We start from the raw sequence: 24,000 nt of genomic DNA on the forward strand, positions 1-24,000 counted from the left end.
GCTTTTTTGTGATGTATTGCATCTTAATTCTCCATTTTATCAAGCACTTCCTTTTTTTCGATGCGGTATGACAGTACCAGGCCAAGGCCGCCAAACATGGCTATTAATCCAAAGTAAATAGCTTCGTTCTCGCGCTCTGTTTGCGCAAACACGGTGCGGTCAAGCACATACGCCAGGAACAACCCTAAACCAGCGCCTATTAATAACAGGCCCCAGGTAAGGTTTTGGTAAGGTGCCGGTTTTGGTTTGTAGTTACGTGGGTCCATGCCGCGCTCAATCATCGCCATGCGTTCGCGGTTCCTGATGTAAAAAATCCCAAAGATGAGTGAGAAAAAACCTAAAAAGCAAATTGCTACTAATACGCTATCTTCCATGATATTTAAATTTTAATATGTTAATTTTTTGTTTTGCTGTTGCGCCACTACAGTGTATTTTTAAGCTATGACCACACTCTTTTTAAGTAGGTTACACTTGGAGTGAACTTTTTTGTAGCAGTTATAAGTTGCAGCAGCAGTATTTACCAAGTGTTCCTATTACTGCAATTGCCACTGCTATTTTATACTGCCACTGTAACAGCTACTTTATACTTATCTTTATTTTACATGTAACCTATTCCGCGGGCGTGTAGTCAGAGTGTTTGTATAATATGCAAAGCAAGCTTACCGATATAGCGCTAATAGAGCAAACCCTTGCGGGCAACCAGGCGGCCTATGCCGATCTGGTGAAGCGCCATCAGCGGTTTGTTTTTACGTTGGCCCTGCGTTTTGCGAAAGGGCGCGAGGATGCCGAGGAGATCGCACAGGATTGTTTTATAAAGGCTTACCGGTCGCTCAGCTCTTTTCAGCAGCAATCAAAATTCAGCACATGGCTTTATAGTATTGTTTACACCACCGCCATGACGTTTTTGCGGAAGAAGAGATTAAATACCGATTCGATTGATGCAGATGAAAGTTATATACAGATAGAAAGCAAGCCAGGCGGATACGACGAGTATAACGTGGAGAATAAATCGCGGTCGTACTATTTAAACCAGGCTATTGAACAGCTTTTGCCCGATGATGCTACTATAATTACCATGTTTTATAAAGGCGAGCAATCCCTCGAAGAAATTGCGCAGGTAATGGGGATAGAGGCCAATACCGTTAAGGTAAAACTATTTAGGGCGCGCCAGCGTTTGAAAGACAGGCTGGAGCGTAATTTAAAACACGAAGTTAACGAACTGATATGAACAGTATAGATGAAAAGCTTTGGAACTACATTGATGGTACACTGCCCGCAACCGAGCAGCAAGGCATTGCCCTGCTTATTGAACAGGACGAAGTGTACCGTGCCAAATACAACCAGCTGCAGCAGCTAAATAGCGAGTTTAACGCGATGGGACTTGACGAACCATCGATGGCTTTCACTTACAATGTAATGGAAACCATCCGCACCGAAAATGCCATGAAACCGCTTAAGGCCACCGTAAACAAACGCGTTATAACAGGTATAGCGGCTTTCTTTATACTTACCATCGCGGCAATGCTGGTGTATGTGCTAAGTACAGTAAATTGGTCAACAGGGGGCAGCGAATTTAAGATCCCGGTGAAATTGGATCTAAAAGCGGTGCACTGGTCAAATTACTTTAGTGGCCCTGTTGTAAAAGGCTTTTTGTTTTTTGATTTAGTGATGGGTTTGTTCCTTCTGGATAACTACCTGCGCCGCAAAACCGTGGCAAAAGGGCAATAATTGTCAGGTTTTGTGTATGAATTTACTGCCATGAGATAGCACCTGCTAAATTAGCAGGATATTAAATTCGTGTAAAAAGAGCCCTATTGCGTTATAACGACACATTTAAAATAAGTTTAAACATTTATTATAGTTTGGTATAGTATTTGTAATACACAATGCATACCGGCAATCTTGCCGGTTAATTGTGATAAGGTTTAGGTTGAAAGTCTCCCGGCGCAAGGTTGGGAGGCTTTTATTTTTTTAAGCCCTCCGCAAACTCACCTATTAAACCTTTTCACTAAAAATTCATCATACAATTACTACCTTAGTACTAAATTATACTAATGAAAAAAACGGTTATATACTTATTTACCATGCTAATGGCATGTGTAACTTTAAATACATACGCGCAACAGGAGCCGCGGATACCCGAGGCCAGCTCTACACAAACCATTATACAAGATTTTGGACTTGGTAAAATAACCATTACTTATTCGCGCCCAAATGTTAAGAGCCGCAAAATATTTGGCGGCATTAACCCATACGGTCAGGTTTGGCGCACAGGCGCTAACTGGGCCACCACCATTACTTTTAGCGAAAACGTTTTGGTAGAAGGTAATAAAGTGCCTGCCGGTACCTACTCATTATTTAGCATCCCCGAGAAAAACAGCTGGACCATCATCCTCAATAAAACCGTTAAACAATGGGGCGCTTACAGCTACAAGCAAGATGCCGACCTGGTGCGTTTCAACGTAAAGCCGATAGATGTTAAAGAGAAGCGCGAAACCTTTACTATGGCGTTTGCAAACTCCACCACCAAAACGTCTGACTTGTATATCATTTGGGACCATACCGGGGTTCCTATCCGCATGCAAACGGATGATGACGTACAGATAACCGCCAACATCGATAAGTTAATGCAGGGCGATATTAAAAAACGCCCGTACTTTAATGCTATCCAATATTATTACGAGAACGATAAAGACCTTAAAAAGGCTATGCAATGGGCTTTAGAAGCCGAGAAGCTGGAGCCGAAAGCGCCATGGTTTAAGTTATGGAAAGCACGTGTACAGTTAAAAATGGGCAATAAAAATGCCGCCATTACAACCGCGCAGGAAGGTATAAAACTGGCTAAGGAAAGCGACGATGATGAATACGTTCGTTTGAATGAGGCCGTAATATCGCAAGCGAAAGACTAACCATAATCAAGATATTTATGAAGCCTTAAACTTTTGTTTAAGGCTTTTTTGTTTGAAACAAGCTGCTTGGGATGCGGGTATAAGTTTGTGGCTGAACGAATACCAGCTTGATTAGCGGAAAGGTGGTTTTAATGGCCAGCCGTACCCGTTCGATAGATGCGGTAATGTCTTCGGTATCGATATCCGGGTTAAACTCTACAATCAGTAACAATACCACATCGTCCGGCGCCTGGTAGGTGGATAGTACGTTTACCACGCGGATAATTGCCTGGTCTTTTTCTACCAATACCCTTATTTTATGCTGGGTGTTGCGGGCTATGCCTTCGCCCATTAATAAGCTGCGGCTTTCGCGGGCTAATATAGCGGATGCAAATACTAATAGTAACCCTACTAATACCGAAGCGATGCCATCCATATATGGCATATTGTAGTTATGGCCTATCAGCATAAATACAAATACGATGAGTAAGCCAAGCACCGCTGCACCATCTTCAAACAACACCAAAAAGCTTGAGGGATCTTTACTCCTGATAATGGCCGACCACCAGCTTTGCCCGTTGCGCACCTTATTAAATTCTTTTATGGCGATAACAAGTGATGCGCCTTCAAATACGAATGACGAGGCCAGTACAATATAGTTCCAAAATGGGTCGCCCAGTTCTTCGGGTTTAATAATATGGTTAACGCCCTGGTAAATGGAAATCCCACCACCCAGGCCAAAGATCAGGATAGAAACAATGAAAGACCAGAAATAAAGCTCGCGCCCGTAGCCGAATGGGTGGCTTGCATCGGGTTTTTTATGGCTGCGTTTTAAGCCGTATAAAAGCAACACCTGGTTCACGGTATCAACCATGGAGTGAATCCCCTCGGAGATCATGGATGAGCTGTTGGTAAAGCCTCCTGCAATAAATTTAGTTACGGCAATTAAAAGGTTGGCAGCCAGCGCGCTGTAAATAGATGCATTGTTTTGAGCTTTCATACTTATATAGTACTAATGCCAAAAGGCCCGATGTGTTTGTTTTGATATGCTTTTATTGAGCGATGGCAGGTTTTGCGGGTATCAGCTTATTTAAAATATATGCGATGATAATGACTCCAATACAGCCGATAGCGTTTAACCACAGGTAAGCAACCGTATTATAATAACCCATTACGCAGATGAGGGCTTCGGTGATAACAGCTGCAAGAAATACCGGTGTGCCTTTGATTTTTTTCAGATAGAAGGCCACGATGAATACCCCAAGGATGGTGCCGTAGATGTAAGATCCTAATTGGTTTACAGCCTCTAATAAATTGCCAATTTTACTAGCGTACAAAGCCATGCCAATACAAACCAGTCCCCAAAATACCGTTGCAAGTCGGGATGCGGTAACGTAGCTTTGTTCGCTGCCATCGGGTTTTAGGATGCGTTTATAGATGTCAACAACAGATGTACATGCCAGCGCGTTCAACCCGCTTGCGGTAGAGCCCATTGATGCGAGGAAGATAATAGCGATCAGTAACCCGATCAAACCCTTTGGCAGGTACTGCGTAACAAAGGTTAGGAACACGTAATTGGTGTCGTTCACGGCATCATTCCCGCTGTTTTTTTTAATGATATTGATGGCGCTTTTGCGGATGGTATCGGTGCGTTTTTCGGCCGTTTTCAGGTCAATTTTGGCGCTGGCAATTTGGCTTGCATCCCGGCTGTCGAACGCTTTTACAAGGGCTTCGGTTTTTTCCTTTTTATTGGCGAAGGCACCTTCGTATTGCTTTTCTAACGCGTTAAATTGCGGGGCGTACTGGCTTTTCTTTACCTGCTCTACCTCGTAATTGTTAAAGAAAACCGGCGGCCTGTTAAACTGGTAAAAGCTGAAAACCAGCACACCGATCAGTAATATACAAAACTGCATCGGGATCTTTATCAAGCCGTTCATGATCAACCCAAGCCTGCTTTGGCCAATAGAACTACCGGTTAAATATCGCCCAACCTGGCTTTGGTCTGTACCGAAATAGGAGAGCTGCAGGAAGAAACCACCGATAATACCACTCCAGATGTTATAGCGGTTATTGGCGTCAAACTTCCAGTCGATAACGTTCATACGGCCCATATTGCCTGCCAGTTTAATGGCTTTACCGAAACCTACATTATGCGGCAATAGCATCACCACAAATACACCCGCCAAAAACATCCCGGTAAAAATGATGCTCATTTGCAAAAGCTGGGTATAAGAAACCGCCTTTGCACCGCCATAAACGGTATAAAAAAGCACTAATCCGCCTATAAAAAGCGTGGTATAGGTAGTATTGATATGCAGGATGCCCGACAGGATTATGGCCGGGGCATAAATGGTTATAGCTGTGGATAAACCCCGCTGGATAAGGAACAGGATAGAGGTAAGCGCGCGGGTTTTTAAATCAAATCGTTGCTCTAAAAACTCGTAAGCGGTATAAACTTTAAGCTTGTGGAATATCGGCACAAAGGTGATACACAGCACGATCATGGCCAGCGGCAGGCCGAAGTAGAATTGCACAAAGCGCATCCCATCACTATAGGCTTGCCCGGGGGCGGATAGGAAGGTAATGGCACTGGCTTGTGTGGCCATTACCGATAGCCCCACATGGTACCACGGCAGCGAACGGTTGCCATGGTATTGGTCTATATTTTTACTGGTGCCGCTTTTCCACACGCCATAAATCACGATGGAGAGCAGCGTTGTGCCCAGTACTATCCAGTCGGTTAAGCTCATTCAAAAGATTTAGTAATGAGCCAAAATACCAGGATCAAAAAAACCAGCCATACGATAACAATACCGTAAAACTGGTTCCAGTTTTTTATAAAAGAAGGGAGATCGGTATGCTCAGACCTCTTCACGCCCTTTAACCAGGAATTTGATGAAGACAGCAGCGGTTAACAAGCCGAAAACACCACCTACAGGGATCCAGATAAAGCCTCTTTCTATAATTGCACCAACAAACATACCTGTTAATAAAGCAACCAGGTAAAATACGTAATCGTAGTTTTTTTCTTCGTGGTAGTGTGGGTGTTGATGATGTGACATAGTATGATATTAAATATGATGCTGCAAATTTATATTATTAAAGTATTGATGCCTAATTCAAAGTATCAATTTTTTGGCTTGCTTAACAAATTAACAAACAGGCGGTATGCGCCCGGCACGCCAGCCGGCAGTTCCCTGAAGAATGCCAGCGACGTATACACAAAACGCCCTTTTCCTAAATTTGTTACAATGAGCGAACCTTTATTTGGTGCCATGCCGGTATCGTTCATTTGCAGGGGTGTGCTGTACTGGCTGTCGATATTATCAACAAAGTACAAACCGCGTTCCTGGATCCAGTCGTTAAAATCGGCATTGGTTATTTTGTTAGGGTAGTTTAGTACCGGGCTCGTTGGCTCGGCGAAGATTACTTTGGCATCTTCCTCGGTAACGCGTTGGTTAACAACGGTGAACGGGTACGGGCTAATGTTGCGGGTTACCAGCCCATTGTTGTTATTGTATTGCACCACCAGGTTGCCACCATTTTTCACATATTCCATCAATTTAGGCTGCCCATAAGCAAGGCGCTCATTTACGTTATAGGCACGTACGCCGGTTACAATGGCATCGTAAACAGAAAGATCGCCGTTGATGATCTCGCTTTCGGTAAGGATGTGCACATCGTAACCAACTTCGCGTAAGGATTCGGGGATTAGGTCACCGGCACCTGCAATATAGCCTATTTTTTTACCCGCGGTTTTTAGGTCGATGTTTACCAATTTGGCCTGCGCCGGCGGGAAGATAGTAATGGCAGGCACGTGGTTGTACCTGATATCCAATAATCCCTGCGAAAAGGTTTTGCCGTTGGCTATAACATCTGCCTGCAATACGGCAGTATTGGTTTTACTATCCGTTGGTGATACAGTAAATGCTACCGTCCACTCGTCGCCCTTGTTTTTGCCGGTATAATCAATTTTAGCCGGACTTATCTTCCATCCCGCTAAAGGTTTTAAGCTGATGCTGCCGGCGGCGTTGGTAAAGCTTTTGAGCTTGATCTGTACCGTTTGTGGTTGGGTGTTGTTGAACGCGTAAAGCTTTTCGGCGATGTTAGCGGTAACTGGTGGCGTTATTTCTAAAGGCTGATAGATCTCGCCACGGGTAGGATCAACGTATTTGAATACCAGTTTACGGTAGTAATTAATGGTCCTCCCGGCAATATTAAAATCAACCCTCACCATTTGCGCGTCTGGGTTTTCGGGGTTGCCAACTTTTAGGTCATCATTTATGGTATAGTTGCCAATACCATGAGGCGATTCCAGCCAGTAAGGTTGGGTAAGTTTCTTAGCTGCAAATTTTTGTGAAAGCGTTTTAAGTTGGTTCTTTTTAAACACGCTATCCGCATAGGTGATAAATGTATCCGTTATGGTGATACCAAAAAGGGTTACAGGTACATCGCTGCTGTTAATCCCTTGCAATTGAATCTTCATGGTATCCCCTACAGCGTAGGCCGGTTCTGCCGTGTACGCTTCAAACCATAATCCCGCGCAGGCGGCAATAATATCTTTTAGCTCTTTCGTTTTTTGCTTGTGCCAATAATTATAAGCAGTACTAGCGCCTTCGGTAAGCCTTACGGTTTGGAAGGCTTTGTTGGTTGCAACGGTTTGGTCAACATCGCCAAGTAGCGCTACCAATGCCGGTACCGATGCCTGAGGCGCATCGCTGTTAAATGCTTTGGTAATGGCGGTTATCTTTTGTGCTATAGGCGTGCCAAATGGTGTGCGGGTCCAGGTAACATCCACGCCGTCCATTAGGTCAGTTTTTGGGGCATCGCCCAAAATGGTCTTAAAATATTCAAAAGCATCACCCCGTTGCTTGGCCGAACCAAAGCCCTGGGTTTTGTGGTTGCTGCGGCTTTCGGCGGCTATCTCACCATAACTTTTACCAAGGATAGGATTGTAACCACCAACGTTGATCTTAAACTGATCTGGCGAGGTGGTGTTGGTGCTGCCAAAGTTAAACGTATTCCAAAGCAGGCGTTTGGCTTGCCATGTGGTGGTGTATTTTAATTGTTCGGGGTAACGCTTTGGGTCGGCAGCGGCGCTGAAAGCCTCTTGAGCTAATATAGCCGATGCGGTATGGTTGCCGTGGCCGCCCTCGCCGGTTGTAGGGAAACGGCAGATCATCACATCGGGCCTAAAATTGCGGATCACCCAAACCATATCGCCAAGTACTTTATCCTTATCCCAGAATTTTAAAGTTTCTTCGGGGTTTTTAGAGAAGCCAAAATCGTTAGCGCGACTAAAAAACTGCTCCGCGCCATCCATTCTACGGGCGGCCAAAAGCTCTTGCGTACGGATCAGCCCTAAAAGTTCACCCTGCTCGGTACCTATCAGGTTTTGTCCGCCATCGCCACGGGTAAGCGATAAATAGCCGGTGCGATAGTGTTTCTCCTGCGCCAGGTAACCCAGCAAGCGGGTGTTCTCGTCATCGGGGTGGGCGGCTATGTATAACACGCTGCCCAAAACCTTCAGCTTTTTTAAATTTTGCTGGATGGTGCCGATATCCGACGGTGGCGCGGTTTGCGAGAATACTTTGGCGTAAGCAAAAAACAGTATAAGGGTTACAGGCAGTATGCGCTTCATAGCCACAAATATATCTGAAAGATGTATTTACGCAATATTTGGTATGATAATTATACCGTCATAATTACATTTTCTCCCTCTTATTTAATCGATTGATTGAAATTGCAATTTGATGATAAAAGTGGCTTTTATTAATCAATCGATTAATTAATTTTGCACCGGACAAAAAAGAAAATGGAAAAGGATAAAACAGATAAGAAAGATCATATACTCGATGTTGCCGAGCGTGTTTTCGCCGAACAGGGGTACGATGGTGCATCTACCCGCATGATATCGGGCGTGGCCGGGGTAAATATGGCTATGCTTAATTATTACTTCGGTTCAAAAGAAGGGGTTTTCCTGGCAATATTTGATCGCAGGATCAGCAATTTCCAAGCCGTGCTGCTAAGCATCGGTAACGATGAAAGCATCAATTCATGGGAAAAACTGGACAAATATCTCGACAACTATATAGATAAGGTAGTAACCAATAATTGCTTCCACATTATGCTTAACCGCGAGATCTCCAAATCTAAAAAGACCGACCTTACTGATCAGATCACCGATATTATGATAAAGAACGTCAATGTTTTTCTGAATATTATATCCGAAGGTATCCGCAAAGGCGACTTTAATAAAGATGCGGATCAGCAGCTTTTAGTGGCTACCATCTTCGGTACCAAAAACTACATTATTAATACCCCGCATATTTCTTCCAAAGTGCTTGGTTACGATGTGCTGGATACTGATGTACAGAATAACCTGCTTAAACCCCGGTTTAAAAAATACATGAAAACACTGTTAAAAGCTTACTTGCAAAATGAAAATGACAACAATAAATAATACACCCTTGAAACCCTCACAACTAAACAAAGCCCTAAAGGCCGCGGGTAGTTTAGCCATGCTGTTACTGGCATTGCTAATTACCAACCCCGCCGCCGCGCAGTACAAGACCCTCACGCTGGAGGAAGCCCTAAAACTAGGAATTGAAAACAGTAAAGTGCTAAAACTTTCGCAATCTCGTATCGACCAGGCGGTATCACAATACCAGCAGGCTAAAGACCGATCGCTGCCAACAGGTAAAGCCAGCTTTGGTTACAACCGCGCGCAGATTCCCGCCAATAAACTAAATTTTGGCGAAGAAACTTTAGCCTTGCCAACAAGCGCTAATGCTTATCTGGGTACATTATCGTTAAATCAGGTAATTTTTGCCGGTAACAAATTAAAGTACGCCCGCGAATCTACCAACCTGCTTAGCGAAGTCGCCCGTTTGGATGCTGTTAACGATAAAGACCAGATTGCGTACAACATTATAGATTCTTACTATAATTTGTACAAAGTACTGCAAAGCAAAAAAGTGGTTGACCAGAATTTGGCTACTATTGATGCGCAGATCAAACAATCGCAACGCTTTTTCGACCAGGGTTTGGTTACTAAAAATGATGTGTTGAGGTTCCAGTTACAACGTTCTAATATCGAACTGAACGGTATCGACCTGGAAAACAACCGCCGCATTATTAACTATAACATGAACATCCTTTTAGGCTTACCGGAAACTACCCAGCTAGGGATAGTACAGATTATTGAAGCCGATAGGAATGCATTACCGCTTACCAGCTACCTGGATTCGGCCATGACCAACCGCCCCGAGTTTAAACAATTGGACTTACGCACACAGGTTGCTGACCTGAATATCAAAAGCATTAAGGCAAATACTACACCAACGCTTTCGGCATCGGGTAGCGCTTATTATGTGGGCGTTGCTGCAAACCCAATACCTAAAAGCGGTAACTACATCACCCCAATATCTATAGGTTTAACCGTAGGATGGGATTTTGGCAGCCTTTGGACAAACAAAAACAAGGTTAACGAAGCTAAATTACAGCGCGAAGAAGTGATGATCAACCGTGGCATCACGCTGGATAACGTAAAGGACGAGGTTAACCAAAGCTACCAGAACTACAAAGCTGCTTTGGATAAAATAACCCTGCTGCAAACGTCTATCAACCAGGCTAACGAGAACAACAGGATCTTAGAATCTAAATACAAAAGCAATATATCGTCGGCTACAGACCGTGCCGATGCGCAAACCCTGCTTTACCAGGCACAGATCAATTTAGAGCTGGCTAAAGCCGATGCAGGATTAGCATACTATACATTATTAAAATCAACAGGAAAACTTAACAAATAATTACAATATATAAAGCGATGGCAAAGGAAACACAAGAAGCAGAACCTAAAAAGAAAAATAAGGTACTTCCTATCATATTAGGGGTAGTTCTTTTAGGGGGTATCATATTTGGAGTAAAGGAATATATATACTTCAGCAAACACGTTGATACTGATGATGCGCAAATAGATGGCGACATAAGCCCGGTTGTGGCGCGTGTTGGCGGCTATGTAGACAGCATTATGTTCGAAGAAAATACGCACGTTAACAAAGGCCAGTTATTGGTTAAGATTGATGACCGCGATTACAAAGTTAAATTAGAGCAGGCACAGGCAGCGCAGGTTGGTGCAAGCGCAAGCATTAACGTAGGCGAATCACAGATCTCAACCACAGCCGCAAACTCATCAAGCGCTAAAGCTGATGTACAATCTGCAAAGGCACGTTTAGATAAAGTACGTAAAGATTACGACCGTTACGATAACCTGGTACAGGATGGATCGGTAACCCGCCAGCAGTTTGACCAGGCCAAAGCCGACCTGGAAGTTGCACAGGCAAACTACAATGCATCGCGCGATAAATACAAAGCCGCGTTAGAGCAAATTGCTACCAGCCGCAGCCTGTTAAAGGTTACCAATACGGGTGTGTCTCAGAAACAAGTTGATATCGATTATGCAAAACTACAGATAACCTATACCGATGTTAAATCGCCGGCGAGTGGTACTGTGGCTAAAAAGAATGTACAGGTAGGCCAGTTGGTACAGGCAGGGCAAACGCTGTTCTCGGTAGTAAATGATAACAGTATTTATGTAACTGCCAACTTTAAAGAAACACAGTTAAACGATATCAAAAACGGTTTAAAGGTTGACCTTAAGGTTGATGCTTATCCAGGTTTGAAAGTTGAAGGTATAGTATACAATTTCTCGCCTGCTACAGGTGCAAAATTCTCGTTACTGCCACCGGATAATGCTACCGGTAACTTCGTTAAAGTTGTACAACGTATCCCTGTTAAAATCAAGATCACAGGCAGCAAAGAAGATATAGCGAAACTACGCCCGGGTATGAGCGTTGCCGTTTCGGTAATTACAAAAGACTAAATAACATGGCTGAAACTGGCTTTAAAAAATGGATAATTACCATTACGGTAATTATGGCATCATTACTCGAGCTTATTGATACCACCATTGTAAACGTTGCTATACCGCATATACAAGGTAACCTTGGCGCAACCTTAGAGGATGTTGCCTGGGTGGTTACCGGTTATGCGGTGGCAAACGTTATTATCCTGCCTATGTCGGGATGGCTTGGTGGCCGCTTTGGCCGTAAGCAATACTTCCTTGCCTCTATTATAGTATTTACTATAGCATCGTTCCTGTGTGGTAACGCAACCTCGCTTGATGAGTTAGTGGTGTTCAGGATACTACAGGGTATTGCGGGTGGTGGTTTAATATCTACCGGGCAAACTATCCTGATAGAGACCTGGCCGCGCGAGCAAATTGGTACTGCTACAGCATTGTTTGGTTTAGGCGCGGTGGTAGGCCCAACTGTAGGCCCAACCATTGGTGGCTGGATCACCGAGAATTACTCGTGGCCGTGGATTTTTTACGTGAATTTACCGGTGGGCGCGCTTGCCGCTTTCCTGGCGTATACATTTATTACCGAAACGCCCAAGGCCGAAAAGAGACCCATCGACTGGTGGGGAATTGGCTTGCTTGCTGTTGCTGTAGGTAGCTTACAAACTATTCTTGAAAAAGGAGAATCGGAAGATTGGTTTGCAAAAACTTACATATTGGTGCTTACTGTTGCCGCGGTATTAGGGGTTATCCTGTTCATCTGGCGCGAGCTAAGTACCGAACACCCTATTGTGAATTTCAGCATTATGCGGCATCGAAGTTTCGCGGTGGGTATGTTCACCTCCTTTATCCTCGGGTTTGGGTTATATGGTTCGATATTTGTATTCCCGGTATTCTGTCAAAGTTTGCTTGGGTTTAACGCGCAGCAAACGGGGCAGCTGCTGTTCCCGGGTGGTTTGTGTACCATCGTAATGATGCCATTTATTGGTAAAATGCTTAACAAAGGTATCCCCGCGCAATTTATGGCTACGGGTGGCATGTTCCTTTTCTTTGTGTTTACCTGGATGCTGAGCAACTCTACCCTGGCAACAGGCGAACATGATGTGTTAATCCCGTTACTGATCCGTGGTGTAGGTATGGCCTTATTATTTGTGCCTTTAACCACGCTTGCCATGGCCGACCTGAAAGGGGCGGAACTTGGGCAGGGATCGGGCTTAAATAACATGATGCGCCAATTAGGCGGCTCATTTGGTATAGCGGCCTTAACAACCATTATCCACATCCGCCAGGGTTTCCACAGAAGTACGCTGATAGAGCATGTTAACCCTTACAACCCTGCGTTTACCGAGCGCTTGCACATGCTTACACAGGGTTTCATATCCAAGGGTAAATCGGTGCTTGATGCTACCCACATGGCGTACGCCGCTATTGAAGGTGCAGTTATAAGGCAAACTATGCTGTTAAGTTACGATGACGCTTACTGGATCTCGGGTTTGGTGATGCTATTCTCGATACCGTTATTATACCTGCAGCCGTTTAAAAAACTAAAGGCGGTTACAGATTCTCACTAAAAAAACAAAGCCATTCTGTTCTTACGAACGGAATGGCTTTTCCAAAAAATCAACAATTAAATTTGTATTCCGCCCTGGTGCCGGTAATGTTTTACAGCTATAAAAGTATTATGGTAGAAGGGGTTCGTAATAATCTAAGCGTTAAAATTAAGAGTTTTATATCAACAAACCCAAATATTGCCTGATATTATTTTTAAACAAAGCGAAAATCTTTTTCGTTTTATTAGAATATGATTTTGCCGGTTGCTGTTACTAATGATGCTATCCTTACGGCATCAAATATGCGCTCCTCGGTAGTGCCAGGTTTTATCAATGAATCTTCGTGGGCGTTAACGCACATTTCGCAACCGTTAACGGCCGAAATGGCAAGGCTCATCAATTCAAAAAACTCTTTTCCGGTAACCGGTTTTATCATCAGCTGCATGCGGATACGTGCCGGGATCTGGGTGTATTTTTCCTTTTGGGTAAAATGCCTGAAACGATAAATTATATTGTTTGCCGCCAATAATGAAGCACAGCCCGCAGCTTCAGCCACGTCGGCTTGCTTTGCAACGCTGGTATAGTAGGCAATAAGCGGCGCGTTTTGGTTACTAACAGCAGTGCTTAGGGCTAACAGGGCGCATTCTTGAGCGCTTAGGTGTTCGGGTGCTGGTAAAGTTCAGTTTAAGATTGCGCAGGTAGCGCGATTCGCAGGCCTATAAAAGGCTGATGGCCGGGGTACGGTATGTTCTGTCAAGGCCGGTTGTTTCCAGCCGTTTTTAGAAAATTGAGGGAATTTTTGTCCTATCGTCAACATAATAATTATTTTATTATATTTTATGCAACGAACATGTACTTAAAGCCGATAGTTATTTCATAGATAAAAACCTATAGTATATAGTTTTTATCTATGAAATAAGGTTTTCGTATTGAAATATACTATTGAATTGCTGACTGCTAAAAACTATAATTAATGTAAGTGGCGCTGTTTTTAAACGGATATATATGCATGAGCAACAAATAATTACCCTGCAGAATATTACATTTGTAACCCCGCTAAATATAAAATTGAAATTTACGTATGTACGATATCTGTTGCATAGGGCACATCACCTTAGATAAAATTGTTACCCCCAGGGCTGTTAAGCATATGGCAGGGGGCACCGCCTTTTACTTTTCAAACGCCATACGCAATATGGATGTGAAATATGGACTGGTTACCGCCGTTGCCGATACCGAACTGCCCAGCGTTACCGCCCTGCGCAATAAAGGCACCGAGGTGAAAGTATTGCCCAGCGCGCATACCGTGTACTTCGAAAATATTTATGGCCAGAACCAGGACAACCGCACCCAGCGCGTACTGCAAAAAGCAGATGCCTTTGTTGCCGAAGACCTGAAAGATGTAGAAGCTATTATTTTCCACTTAGGCCCGCTACTGGCCGATGATATGTCGACCGAATTGATCAAAACCTTGTTTAGTCGTGGTAATGTTTCGGTAGATGCCCAGGGTTACCTGCGCGAGGTGATAGACCAGGGCGTGCATGCCATAGATTGGGCGGATAAACGCGAAGCCCTGCAATACATAGACATATTAAAAGTGAACGAAGACGAACTGGAAGTGCTTACCGGTTTTGCCGATATCAAACAAGGTGCTAAAGTACTGGCCGATTGGGGTGTTAAAGAAGTAGTAGTAACCCGGGGCAGTATGGGCTCGGTAATTTACCACGATAGCATTTATTACACTATCCCCGCCTACAAACCTACCGAGGTAGTGGATGCCACCGGCTGCGGCGATACCTATATGGCAGGTTACCTGTACAAACGCGTTAAAGGTGCCGACATCCAAAAAGCCGGCGAATTTGCCGCCGCCATGGCAGGCCTAAAAATTGAAACCTCCGGCCCGTTTGAAGGGACCGAGGCAGATGTTTTGGCGATGATGGAGCGGTAAGGTTAATCCCTTCATTGCGGTACGAAGCAATCTCTTTAGGACAAGTATACACCTTACATGCACGACTTGCATAAAGAGATTGCCACGTCGCTATCCTTTCTCGCAATGACGTGGTGGTTAAATGTCTTGCTGAGACGCTCTCCCTTACATCCCCAACTGGTTCATTACATATTCAAAAATAAACGTCCAGTTTTCTATGGCTTGCTGGGTGCTTTGGCCGCTGCCGTGGCCGCTGTCAAAATCCATGTGGAGGATAATGGGGCTGGTTTGGCCGGGGTTGTTTTGCAAGGCTGCCACAAACTTTTTGGCATTCATAGGGTCAACCCTGCTATCGTTTGCGCCGGCGGTTACCAGCATGGGTGGCACGTTAACCCCCGCGCGGATGTTTTGGTAGGGCGAGTAACGTAATAACCAGCGGAACTGCTCCGGGTCTTCGGCTGCGCCGTATTCGGGGATCCAATAACGGGCTATCAAGAATTTGTGGTAACGCAGCATATCCAGCAGCGGCACCTCGCACACAATGGCTTTAAACAAGTCGGGGCGCTGTGTTGCAGCCGCTCCCATCAGCAGGCCGCCGTTGCTGCCGCCAAGGGCTACTATCTTACTTTCGGTAGTGTATTTTTCTTTGATCAGCCATTCCGCGCAGGCGTAAAAATCGTCAAAGCTGTTTTGCTTTTTGGCCAGCATCCCATCCAGGTGCCATTGCTCGCCAAACTCATCGCCACCACGGATGCCCGCGTTAACCACTATGCCTCCCGCCTGGATGAACGGCGCGTAAAAGCCAAAGTACCCCGGTTTAATACCCGACTGGAAGCCACCATAAGCGGTTAACAACACCGGGTTTTTACCATCCAGTTTAATGTCCTTACGGTGCACCACAAACGCGGGCACACGGCTGCCGTCTTTACTGATGTAAAATTTGATCTCGCCGGTAATTTCGCTCATGTCAACCGGCAAAATCCTTTGGTAAAACAGTTTCCACTTATAATCTTTTGGCGATGCCACGTAGGTTTTTGGGGTAGAGGTAAAGGTTACCAGTGAAATATAGATCTTATCCTCCTCGCGGTCGTAACTTACGCCGCCAATGCTGCCTTGCTCGGGCAGGGGCATGGCGCGTAGTTTTTTACCGTTCAGGTCGTAAATGGTCAGGCGGCTTTCAATATCCTTTTTATCCTGTATAATGATGCTGTTTTTGGTAACCACGTAAGCCTCCATCACGGTGCTGCTTTCGGGGATCAGCACCTTCCAGTTCTTAAACTCGGGATGTGCCTTATCGGCCACCATTAGCTTGCTGTTTGGCGCTTTATCGTTAGTTTTAATGTACAGGCGATTACCGATTGCCTCGGGGTAGGCCTGCGATTTTTTACTGCCGAAGATGAGCTTGCCTTCCTTTAAGCTCCCGGTAGGGCGCATCTTTAAACTGTTGGAGTAGAAGTCGCCCTCGCCGCTAAAGGTTACATCGCTGTAGCGGTTATCATAAATAAAATAGCTGTTTTGGGCATCCTTGGTAGTGCCTACAAAAGTTGCCTTCTCTATCGGGTCGCCAACTTTAAGGTAGTAGGTTTTAAGGGGGCGTTGCTTATCTACATCTTCCTGGCTACGCAGGGTAACGTAGGCATGCTGCTGGTCCTGCGCCCAGTCGAACCCGCTGGTATTGGTAATAGGATCATGAATTTGCTTGCCGGTTCGGGTATCAATAAAGTAAACAGTGTTTACCTCAGCACCGCTTTTTTGCGCGCTGATGGCTGCGCGTTCACCATCGTAAGTATAGTTTGTACCACTGGTGGAGATCTTGCCGTCGGCATCCAGCGTAACCGGGTCCCAGATCAGAATCTTTTTACCATCGATAATGGTGTAAATCTTATATTGTTTGTCGCCCTTTTTCTTAACGGTTTGGAAAACGCGTTTGCCAACCGTGTTCAGCGGGCCTTCGTAATCCATGTTGAGGTAGGCGGCAATTTTCTCTTTCAGGTCGGGGTGTGCTTTTTGTGTTTTCTTCAGGTATTCAACACCATAGTCGTGCTGTTTTTTGGTCCACTCAATAGCGTCCTCGTTCTTTTTATCTTCCAGCCAGCGGTAGTTATCGGTAAGCTGCACGCCGTGCAGAGTATCAACAACAGGTATGGCTTTAGTTTTTGGCGGATCGAATTTTTGCTGTGCGTTTGCAGCCATAGCGGCGGTAGTAATTAGGGTGAGCAGAAGGGTGCGTTTCATTGCATTAAAGTTGGTGAGCTAAATATAGGCAGATATTCTTTACATTTTATGACCTTGGTTGCGGTGCTTAATTGGTGTTGAAAGGGCGTTATAAAATGGTGCGCGGGAGTACATTACAAGACGAATGAAAGTCGTTTTTTGGTCGATAAAAAGTGCTGTTACGAGGTGTTTCATTCCGTCCCATTCAGGAAATAGTGGGACACCATCACCTAAACACACAAAAGGCTAAAATACAGAATATTCTGTATTTTAGCTAAAGAACAACTTGATGTATAATGCGAAATATTGATTTTGTTATCTATTGATTATCAATATTTTACAATTTATTATGCATTGTGTATTATTTAGTGGGACAGTAGGAGAAAGATTGAATTAAAATCCCTCGCTTATGGCAACTTCTTCGGGTATCACCACTTTGGTATTTGCCAGTTTCTTTTTGGTCATTTTATCAACCCTGCGCATCAGCAATATGCTTATTATGGAGATGCCTACAATTACATAACCCACTATGTTATAGTGCTGTAGCGGGGCACCTTTGCTTGGTTGTGTAACTATAATCCCGGCAACGGCTGCGGCTACGCCACCTGCAATTTGCTGTAGCGATGCGTTAACGCTCATGAAAGCGCCACGGTCGCTCATCTCAGGTATAGCGCTGGTTAAGGCCGATGAAGGGATCATCCTGCTCATGATGCCCATCATCATTAAAATGTTTAGCGCCATTACGATAATTAGCGGGGTTACGCCCAGGTTAGTATAAACCACACACATGATCATCATCCAAACGGATGCTACCGCGAAGATCTTGAACTTGTCTATCCTATCGCTCAACTTGCCAATCAGCGGCATAATCATTAATGAGCTTAAGCCCGATACCATCAACAGCATAGTTAATTGTTTGTAGCTAACGCCAAGGTTATTCACCGCGAAGGCGCTGCCAAAAGGCATCATCATAAAACCGCCTATGGATAGTAGTGCTGTAGAGGTAAAGCCCACTCTATAATCTGCCTTAGAAACCGTGTGCCACAAATGCGCCAATGCCGACCTGTCCCTTTGAATAGCAAGGTGTGATACTAACGGTTTAAGGTAAAAACCAATAGCTGCCGCGATGAATACACTTAAGCCGGCCACCATCCAAAACGGTGCTTCCCACTGCCATACGGTAGCGATATAGATCCCGATAGGTACACCTAAAACCTGGCTTGCACCAAAGCCCATTTGTATAAAACCCATCACACGGCCACGTTGTTGCAAAGCAAAAATATCGGTAATAATAGCCATAGAGATAGAGCCGATTACTCCACCAAATAAACCGGTGATAATACGGGCGGCTACCAATGCAGCGTAGGAGTGCGCCATGCCACAGAAGATAGTGCCCACAATAAAGCCGATGTAAAAGAATAGCAGTAGTTTCTTACGGTCGAATTTATCGGCGAAGCCTGCTGTTAGTAAGCCCGAGATACCTGCGCTAAAAGCATAGGCAGATACAGCCACACCAAAGGCAGATGGTTTTAGGTTAAGCGATTTCATCAGCATATCGCCAAGGGGCGACATCACCATAAAATCTAATATCACCGTAAATTGGGTTATAGCCAGTATAAATATTACAAATTTTTGGTAGCCCGTAAACGGGACTACCGATTGTTTATTTTCCATTTGTTTAGGTTAACTCACAGCAGGAATAGCCGCGGCTGTTCATTAATTCAATTATCTGCAAATGGCTTAACGTGTACGATACGATCCGCAAAACGCAGTCATCATCGTCCATGTCCACGGTCCAGCATTGTACATCCGGGTTGCCATCCAGTAGGGTATGCAGCAATTTTTTATCACCATCGCAATTTACGTTAGTTTTAAAAAGCAGTATGTGGTCAAAGTTTTCTGTAGTGTTCATCAATTTACTTTTTTAAGGGCTTTTACAACCAGGTCAAAAGTTTTCCAAAGTATCTCATCCGTCATTTTAAACGGCATGCCGCCCATGCTCTGGCCCTCGTTATCAAAGCGGATAAGGTTATATAGCGGTGAAAATGCTATTGACCAATACACTTCAAAGGGCATTACTTCAATTTCGCCACGGTTGATAATGTTGTGCATAAACTTGCCCATGGTTACTTTAAATTCAGTTAAAAAACCGGCCAGAAATTCCTCCTGGTAGCTGGATGTTCGTAACTGTTCAAAAAAGGAATTCATTAGCGGGTTATCTACCATATACTGATAGCGATTTTTCCATTGCCTGCGTAAGCCATCCTCAAACGGCATATCCGGGTTAAAATCTTTGATCATGGCTTCTGCCATAACCGTTCCTTCTTCATGGGCAATTTTTAAGATCAGATCATCGCGATCTTTATAATAGATATAGAGCGTAGCGACTGAAATACTGCATGCCTTTGCCAACTTATTCATGCTGAAGCCTTCCAGTCCGTCTTTAACTATTAACGCTATAGCGGTTTGCTTTACCAGCTGTACTTTATCTATATTCCTGATGCGCATCTAAAATTGTGTATGGCACAAATATAAATGAATATTCATTCATTTATAAATTATTTTAATTTATTTACGAATGAGGATAAGAGTTTGATTGTTAAGGGTGAGTGGAGAAAAGCAATAATGGGAAATGCAGAGGTGCATAAAGCGCCGACGGCTATTATATAACCGGAAGTTACCATTTGGGCAAATGGCATAACAAATTAATACCCCTAAAAGCGGAGCAATAAAATTAGGTTATCAATAGAAAATTTAAGGAAAAAGGATGTTGGGGTTTTTAAGCACCGTCGCCCTATCAGGCATATAAAATATGCCCGATAGGCTATGATGCACACAATTGATTTAGAATCCCCCTCTAAACCGTATTAAGCAGAGTTTTTTTGGGCAACGTCTTCCCAAACCGAGCCGTAGACATATGATTTTTTATTACAGAAACTACAGGAGTATCTTTTTATAGGCAACCAAAATAAGGTTGCTTTCATCCAGACTGGTCTTCGTGCCCGGCTGGTTAATTTACCTTTCTCGCAGTGGGAGCAGGCTTTCTTTTGTCTTGTTTCCATTGTAGGGGTTTGCAAACGATAACAGTTGATCAATAATTATATATAATCATCTTAAGCATCAGTTATCATAGCTATGTACTTTTGCGTTAAAACTAAATTCTTCAGTAGATGTTAATCAAAGCGATTGGCCGAACATGATCTGACCAATTGCTTTGGTAGTCCAAATATGAGTGTAAATGACCTTTTAAACTAATTTAGGGGGTGGACAAATGTAAGACAAATGTTTTTAGTATAGCTATTAGGAATATTAAAGCTTATTTATAATGTCTTCTAACTCATCACCCTCTAAAATTTCCATTTTTTTACGAAGGCGCTGTTTTGCCTTTTTCACGCCATCAACCGAAATGCCCAGCATGCTTGCCATTTCGCGGTTGTTAAGTTTAAGTTTAATTAGTGCCAGCAACCTTACATCCGTACCAGATAAATTACCATACTCCTGTCGTAAGTTGTAAAAGAAAGTATTATGTACCCGCGAGAATAGTTTTTTAAACTCGGCCCAGTTATCCTCTGTCATGATATGGGCCTGCATCATTTTATCTAAACTTTCGGCCATCTCAAATCCGCTGTATTTAGATTGTATGTTTTCGAGCTCTGCCTTTATCTCATCTATCAGGATATTCTTTTGGGTAAGATTTTCGGTGTAGGCGTTCAATACCAGGGTGGCATTCTTTAACTCTTCGTCTACCCGGCGTTTTTCTGATGCCAACAACTCCTTGTCTTTTTTTGCTTTTAGCCGCTGGCGGTTGTAAATAAGCGCTGTGATTATGATCAGTAGCGCCAGGACCACTATAATAGTGTTTAATTTAAAAGCATTTACCTTGGTGCTTTTCTTTAAATCATTAAACTCTTCGCGGCTCTTTTCGGTTATCCATTGCATTCGTACACGTTCAATGGATGCTATATTATCGCGCTTGGATACTATTTCCCGTAATTTTTCTGACTGGTTGTGAAATTTAACCGCGTCCCTGATATTATCGTTCCTGTCGCTAATGGTAGCTTTTAACCCATAATATAGTACCCGCTGGCCTAATACATCTTCGGTACATAAAACCAATATTTTATCGGCGGTATCTAACTGCAGGCTTGCCTCTTTTAACTTTCCATAGTCTACATTGATACGCACCAGCCGGAGCAAGGCTATCGCCGAGTTTATCTTCTGATCGTATTTAACAGATTGATTGTAATCATTCTGTATTAAAGAGAAGGCTTTTTCATAGTTGTGCTGTAAAAAATATACCGACCCAATGTTGCCGGTAGCTATTGCCATCCATACCGTGTCCTTAGCAGATCGGGCCATGTTTAGCGCGTTATCAAAATAGGCCATCGAGGTATTGTACTGCCCATCGTTACGATAAGTAAGCCCTATAGTATTTATGATATTGATACGCGTACGCGATATTTTAGTTTGATATTTTAGCGCCTGGCGAAGGTTTTGGCGAGCGTTGTCAAAATCCCCAAGGGAGTAGTAAAAGTTTGATGCCTCAGAAAAAAGGTTGCCCATGCCCGGAACGTTATCAAAACCCACCTCACGAAAATTCTCTTCGGACAGGAGGTAGTACCGGCAAGCCTCGGCGTTTTTCTTATACAGGAAGCTGTAATTTGCTTTGCGATGCTGATAAATGCCGGTTTCCAGTTGCATTTTTTCCTTTTGGGCAAAGGCAATGGCCTTGTCAAAGTATTTATTGCTTAGGTTATTGTAGCCGCGGTTAACCGAATAATAATCATCACGCAGATCATACGTGACGCAAATAAGCGGGCGGTCGTTTAAATCATGTGAAATACGGGCCAGGTCATCAAGGCTATGCATAGCATCCGCTTCGGTCATTTTGCGGCAATCCTTATATAAAACCCGTGCCGCCTCGACGCGACGGGCTTTGGAAGTATATTTAAGGGTGTTGAAAACGTTGGGCCGATATACGGTTTTTTTTTCCTGTTTGGCAGCGTAAGAAAACAAAGGCGCAATTAACAGTAACCATAAAGGCAGCGAACATAAAATTTTACACAATAGGGCTTTAAAAAACTTTGGTGTCAAAGCTAAATAGTTAATTAGTAGGGGAAATATTTACGTTATAAAATTACTAAAGATCAATTATTTTTTACAATTAATCTTCAGTAAAATTCAGCCTAAATTAAGGGGGATTTTTACCTGCTAATTAACTGATAGGGCATTTGATAACTTCGGGTTCGTGGATCTGTTTTAATGATAGCGGGATAAGCTTTCTTGTTTTAAGGAAGGTAATGGTTACGATCATCAGCGTCATGCTGCCGCCAAATAAAACCGCCGGTATGGTGCCCAATAGTTTAGCTGCCATGCCCGATTCAAAATCACCAATCTCGTTAGATGAACCAATAAACATAGAATTTACTGCAGATACCCTGCCGCGCATATGGTCGGGCGTTAAAAGTTGCATGATAGTGCCACGGATGATAACACTTACACTATCAAACGCGCCCTGCAGAAACAGGAACAATAGCGATACGTAAAACACGGTAGACAGGCCAAATCCGATGATACAAACACCGAAACCTGCTACCGCGATCAATAAATTACGCCATGGTTTGTTCATGGGCGAGAAGCGAATCATGGCCAGCATCGTTAATGCAGCACCTAATGAAGATGCCATACGCATAATGCCCAAGCCTTCGGCACCTACCTTTAAAATATCAAGGGCAAAAACAGGTAGTAATGCAACAACGCCGCCAAAAAACACCGAGAATAGATCGAGGCTCATGGCGTAAAACATCATCTTGTTGGTAAAAACAAAATTGAGGCCTTCTTTCAGGCTTATCCAAATGTTTTCTTTTGGAATAAAAACCGGCGGGTACTCGCGTAGCAGATAAACCAGTATAATGGATACCAGCATAAATATTAAGGTTAACCCAAATGTTGCTGTAATGCCGCTTAGACCTGGTATAATATGATGTGCAAACCCATAGATAAAACCACCTGTAAGCGGCCCGAGGATGGATGCTACCTGCCAGCTGGAACTGCTCCAGGTACTGCCGTTAGGATACAACTCTTTAGGGATGCTATGTGCGTAAATGGAAAATGTTGTCGGGCCGTAAAAGGCCCTTGCCACACCGTTGCAAAATATCATGGCGTAAAGTATCATTAAGATGCCATTGGTGTGTATTTGCGATGCCACATTGGTTAATGTTGTAATAAACATTACCAGTGATGATAAAAATACCCCCACAAATATGATGAGGAGCATCTTGCGTTTTTCGTACTTATCAGCAATGTAACCACCGTATAAGGCTATCCCAACTGCAGGTATGGCTTCGCTTAAGCCGATAAAGGCCAGTGCAATTTTGCTATGTGTTAATTGGTAAATGTAAAAGCCCAGTACAACTGTTTGCATTTGGTAGGCAAACGTAAAACAAAACCGCATGCCCAGGTACGATCTAAAATCCTTGTATTTAAGAGCTGCAAATGAGTCGGTTTTGGGTGTTATTGTTCCGTCTTCTGGCAATGTGGTGGTATATTAAGATTTAGGCC

20 protein-coding genes are annotated in these 24,000 nt (G+C 43.8%); 8 read left to right on the forward strand and 12 right to left on the reverse strand.

Features of this window, described 5'->3' with window-relative positions; all coding sequences use genetic code 11:
* Positions 1–23: 23 nt before the first annotated feature.
* Complete coding sequence (locus RHM67_RS03610) at positions 24–374, reverse strand: DUF6249 domain-containing protein (protein ID WP_322230689.1); 351 nt, start codon at positions 372–374, stop codon at positions 24–26.
* Positions 375–646: 272 nt separating this feature from the next.
* Between RHM67_RS03610 and RHM67_RS03615 the strand changes: the two genes are divergently transcribed.
* From RHM67_RS03615 to RHM67_RS03625, 3 genes are all read left to right on the forward strand, one after another.
* Positions 647–1,228: an RNA polymerase sigma factor gene (locus RHM67_RS03615; RefSeq protein ID WP_322230690.1), complete on the forward strand. Its 582-nt coding sequence runs from the start codon at positions 647–649 to the stop codon at positions 1,226–1,228.
* On the forward strand, positions 1,225–1,728 hold the full coding sequence (locus RHM67_RS03620) for a hypothetical protein (RefSeq protein ID WP_322230691.1): 504 nt from the start codon (positions 1,225–1,227) through the stop codon (positions 1,726–1,728). The genes RHM67_RS03615 and RHM67_RS03620 overlap by 4 nt, the downstream gene beginning before the upstream one ends.
* 326 nt (positions 1,729–2,054) lie before the next feature.
* The gene (locus RHM67_RS03625) at positions 2,055–2,909 is read left to right on the forward strand and encodes a DUF2911 domain-containing protein (protein WP_322230692.1); all 855 of its coding nucleotides are present in this window, start codon (positions 2,055–2,057) and stop codon (positions 2,907–2,909) included.
* Positions 2,910–2,946: 37 nt separating this feature from the next.
* Here RHM67_RS03625 and RHM67_RS03630 read toward each other — a convergent pair whose 3' ends face one another.
* From RHM67_RS03630 to RHM67_RS03645, 4 genes are all read right to left on the reverse strand, one after another.
* The gene (locus RHM67_RS03630) at positions 2,947–3,888 is read right to left on the reverse strand and encodes a cation diffusion facilitator family transporter (protein ID WP_322230694.1); all 942 of its coding nucleotides are present in this window, start codon (positions 3,886–3,888) and stop codon (positions 2,947–2,949) included.
* Positions 3,889–3,940: 52 nt separating this feature from the next.
* Positions 3,941–5,638, reverse strand: a complete 1,698-nt coding sequence (locus RHM67_RS03635; RefSeq protein ID WP_322230696.1) for a sodium:solute symporter — start codon at positions 5,636–5,638, stop codon at positions 3,941–3,943.
* A 111-nt stretch (positions 5,639–5,749) separates the two neighbouring features.
* Positions 5,750–5,950 (reverse strand): hypothetical protein, encoded by a 201-nt coding sequence (locus tag RHM67_RS03640; RefSeq protein ID WP_322230697.1) that lies wholly within the window; start codon positions 5,948–5,950, stop codon positions 5,750–5,752.
* A 65-nt stretch (positions 5,951–6,015) separates the two neighbouring features.
* Complete coding sequence (locus RHM67_RS03645) at positions 6,016–8,529, reverse strand: PIG-L family deacetylase (RefSeq protein ID WP_322230698.1); 2,514 nt, start codon at positions 8,527–8,529, stop codon at positions 6,016–6,018.
* Between the two features lie 174 nt (positions 8,530–8,703).
* Here RHM67_RS03645 and RHM67_RS03650 point away from each other — a divergent pair, with 174 nt between their 5' ends.
* The 4 genes from RHM67_RS03650 to RHM67_RS03665 are packed head-to-tail and all read left to right on the forward strand — an operon-like array spanning position 8,704 to position 13,319.
* Positions 8,704–9,351, forward strand: a complete 648-nt coding sequence (locus RHM67_RS03650; RefSeq protein WP_322230699.1) for a TetR/AcrR family transcriptional regulator — start codon at positions 8,704–8,706, stop codon at positions 9,349–9,351.
* Positions 9,352–9,358: 7 nt separating this feature from the next.
* Entirely contained in the window at positions 9,359–10,699 is a 1,341-nt protein-coding gene (locus RHM67_RS03655) for a TolC family protein (RefSeq protein WP_322230700.1), read from the forward strand.
* Positions 10,700–10,716: 17 nt separating this feature from the next.
* On the forward strand, positions 10,717–11,772 hold the full coding sequence (locus RHM67_RS03660; protein WP_322230701.1) for an HlyD family secretion protein: 1,056 nt from the start codon (positions 10,717–10,719) through the stop codon (positions 11,770–11,772).
* Between the two features lie 5 nt (positions 11,773–11,777).
* On the forward strand, positions 11,778–13,319 hold the full coding sequence (locus tag RHM67_RS03665) for a DHA2 family efflux MFS transporter permease subunit (RefSeq protein ID WP_322230702.1): 1,542 nt from the start codon (positions 11,778–11,780) through the stop codon (positions 13,317–13,319).
* A gap of 223 nt (positions 13,320–13,542) precedes the next feature.
* Here the strand turns inward: RHM67_RS03665 and RHM67_RS03670 are convergent, their stop codons facing one another.
* Positions 13,543–13,854 carry a carboxymuconolactone decarboxylase family protein gene (locus RHM67_RS03670; RefSeq protein WP_322230703.1) on the reverse strand — a complete coding sequence of 104 codons (312 nt, stop codon included), beginning with the start codon at positions 13,852–13,854 and terminating at the stop codon, positions 13,543–13,545.
* Positions 13,855–14,379: 525 nt separating this feature from the next.
* Here RHM67_RS03670 and RHM67_RS03675 point away from each other — a divergent pair.
* Positions 14,380–15,246, forward strand: a complete 867-nt coding sequence (locus tag RHM67_RS03675) for a PfkB family carbohydrate kinase (protein ID WP_322230704.1) — start codon at positions 14,380–14,382, stop codon at positions 15,244–15,246.
* Between the two features lie 144 nt (positions 15,247–15,390).
* Here RHM67_RS03675 and RHM67_RS03680 read toward each other — a convergent pair whose 3' ends face one another.
* From RHM67_RS03680 to RHM67_RS03705, 6 genes are all read right to left on the reverse strand, one after another.
* Positions 15,391–17,460, reverse strand: a complete 2,070-nt coding sequence (locus RHM67_RS03680; RefSeq protein WP_322230705.1) for a prolyl oligopeptidase family serine peptidase — start codon at positions 17,458–17,460, stop codon at positions 15,391–15,393.
* A gap of 372 nt (positions 17,461–17,832) precedes the next feature.
* Positions 17,833–19,113 (reverse strand): MFS transporter, encoded by a 1,281-nt coding sequence (locus RHM67_RS03685; RefSeq protein WP_322230707.1) that lies wholly within the window; start codon positions 19,111–19,113, stop codon positions 17,833–17,835.
* Between the two features lie 4 nt (positions 19,114–19,117).
* Positions 19,118–19,351 (reverse strand): hypothetical protein, encoded by a 234-nt coding sequence (locus RHM67_RS03690; protein ID WP_322230709.1) that lies wholly within the window; start codon positions 19,349–19,351, stop codon positions 19,118–19,120.
* Complete coding sequence (locus RHM67_RS03695) at positions 19,351–19,947, reverse strand: TetR/AcrR family transcriptional regulator (protein WP_322230711.1); 597 nt, start codon at positions 19,945–19,947, stop codon at positions 19,351–19,353. Before RHM67_RS03695 ends, RHM67_RS03690 begins: the two co-directional genes overlap by 1 nt.
* 801 nt (positions 19,948–20,748) lie before the next feature.
* Positions 20,749–22,326 carry a tetratricopeptide repeat protein gene (locus RHM67_RS03700; protein ID WP_322230712.1) on the reverse strand — a complete coding sequence of 526 codons (1,578 nt, stop codon included), beginning with the start codon at positions 22,324–22,326 and terminating at the stop codon, positions 20,749–20,751.
* Positions 22,327–22,654: 328 nt separating this feature from the next.
* Positions 22,655–23,974: an MFS transporter gene (locus tag RHM67_RS03705; protein ID WP_322230713.1), complete on the reverse strand. Its 1,320-nt coding sequence runs from the start codon at positions 23,972–23,974 to the stop codon at positions 22,655–22,657.
* Between the last annotated feature and the right edge of the window lie 26 nt (positions 23,975–24,000).

This window comes from Mucilaginibacter sp. 5C4 (assembly GCF_034345625.1).
In the GTDB taxonomy this organism is placed as follows: Bacteria; Bacteroidota; Bacteroidia; order Sphingobacteriales; family Sphingobacteriaceae; genus Mucilaginibacter; species Mucilaginibacter aurantiaciroseus.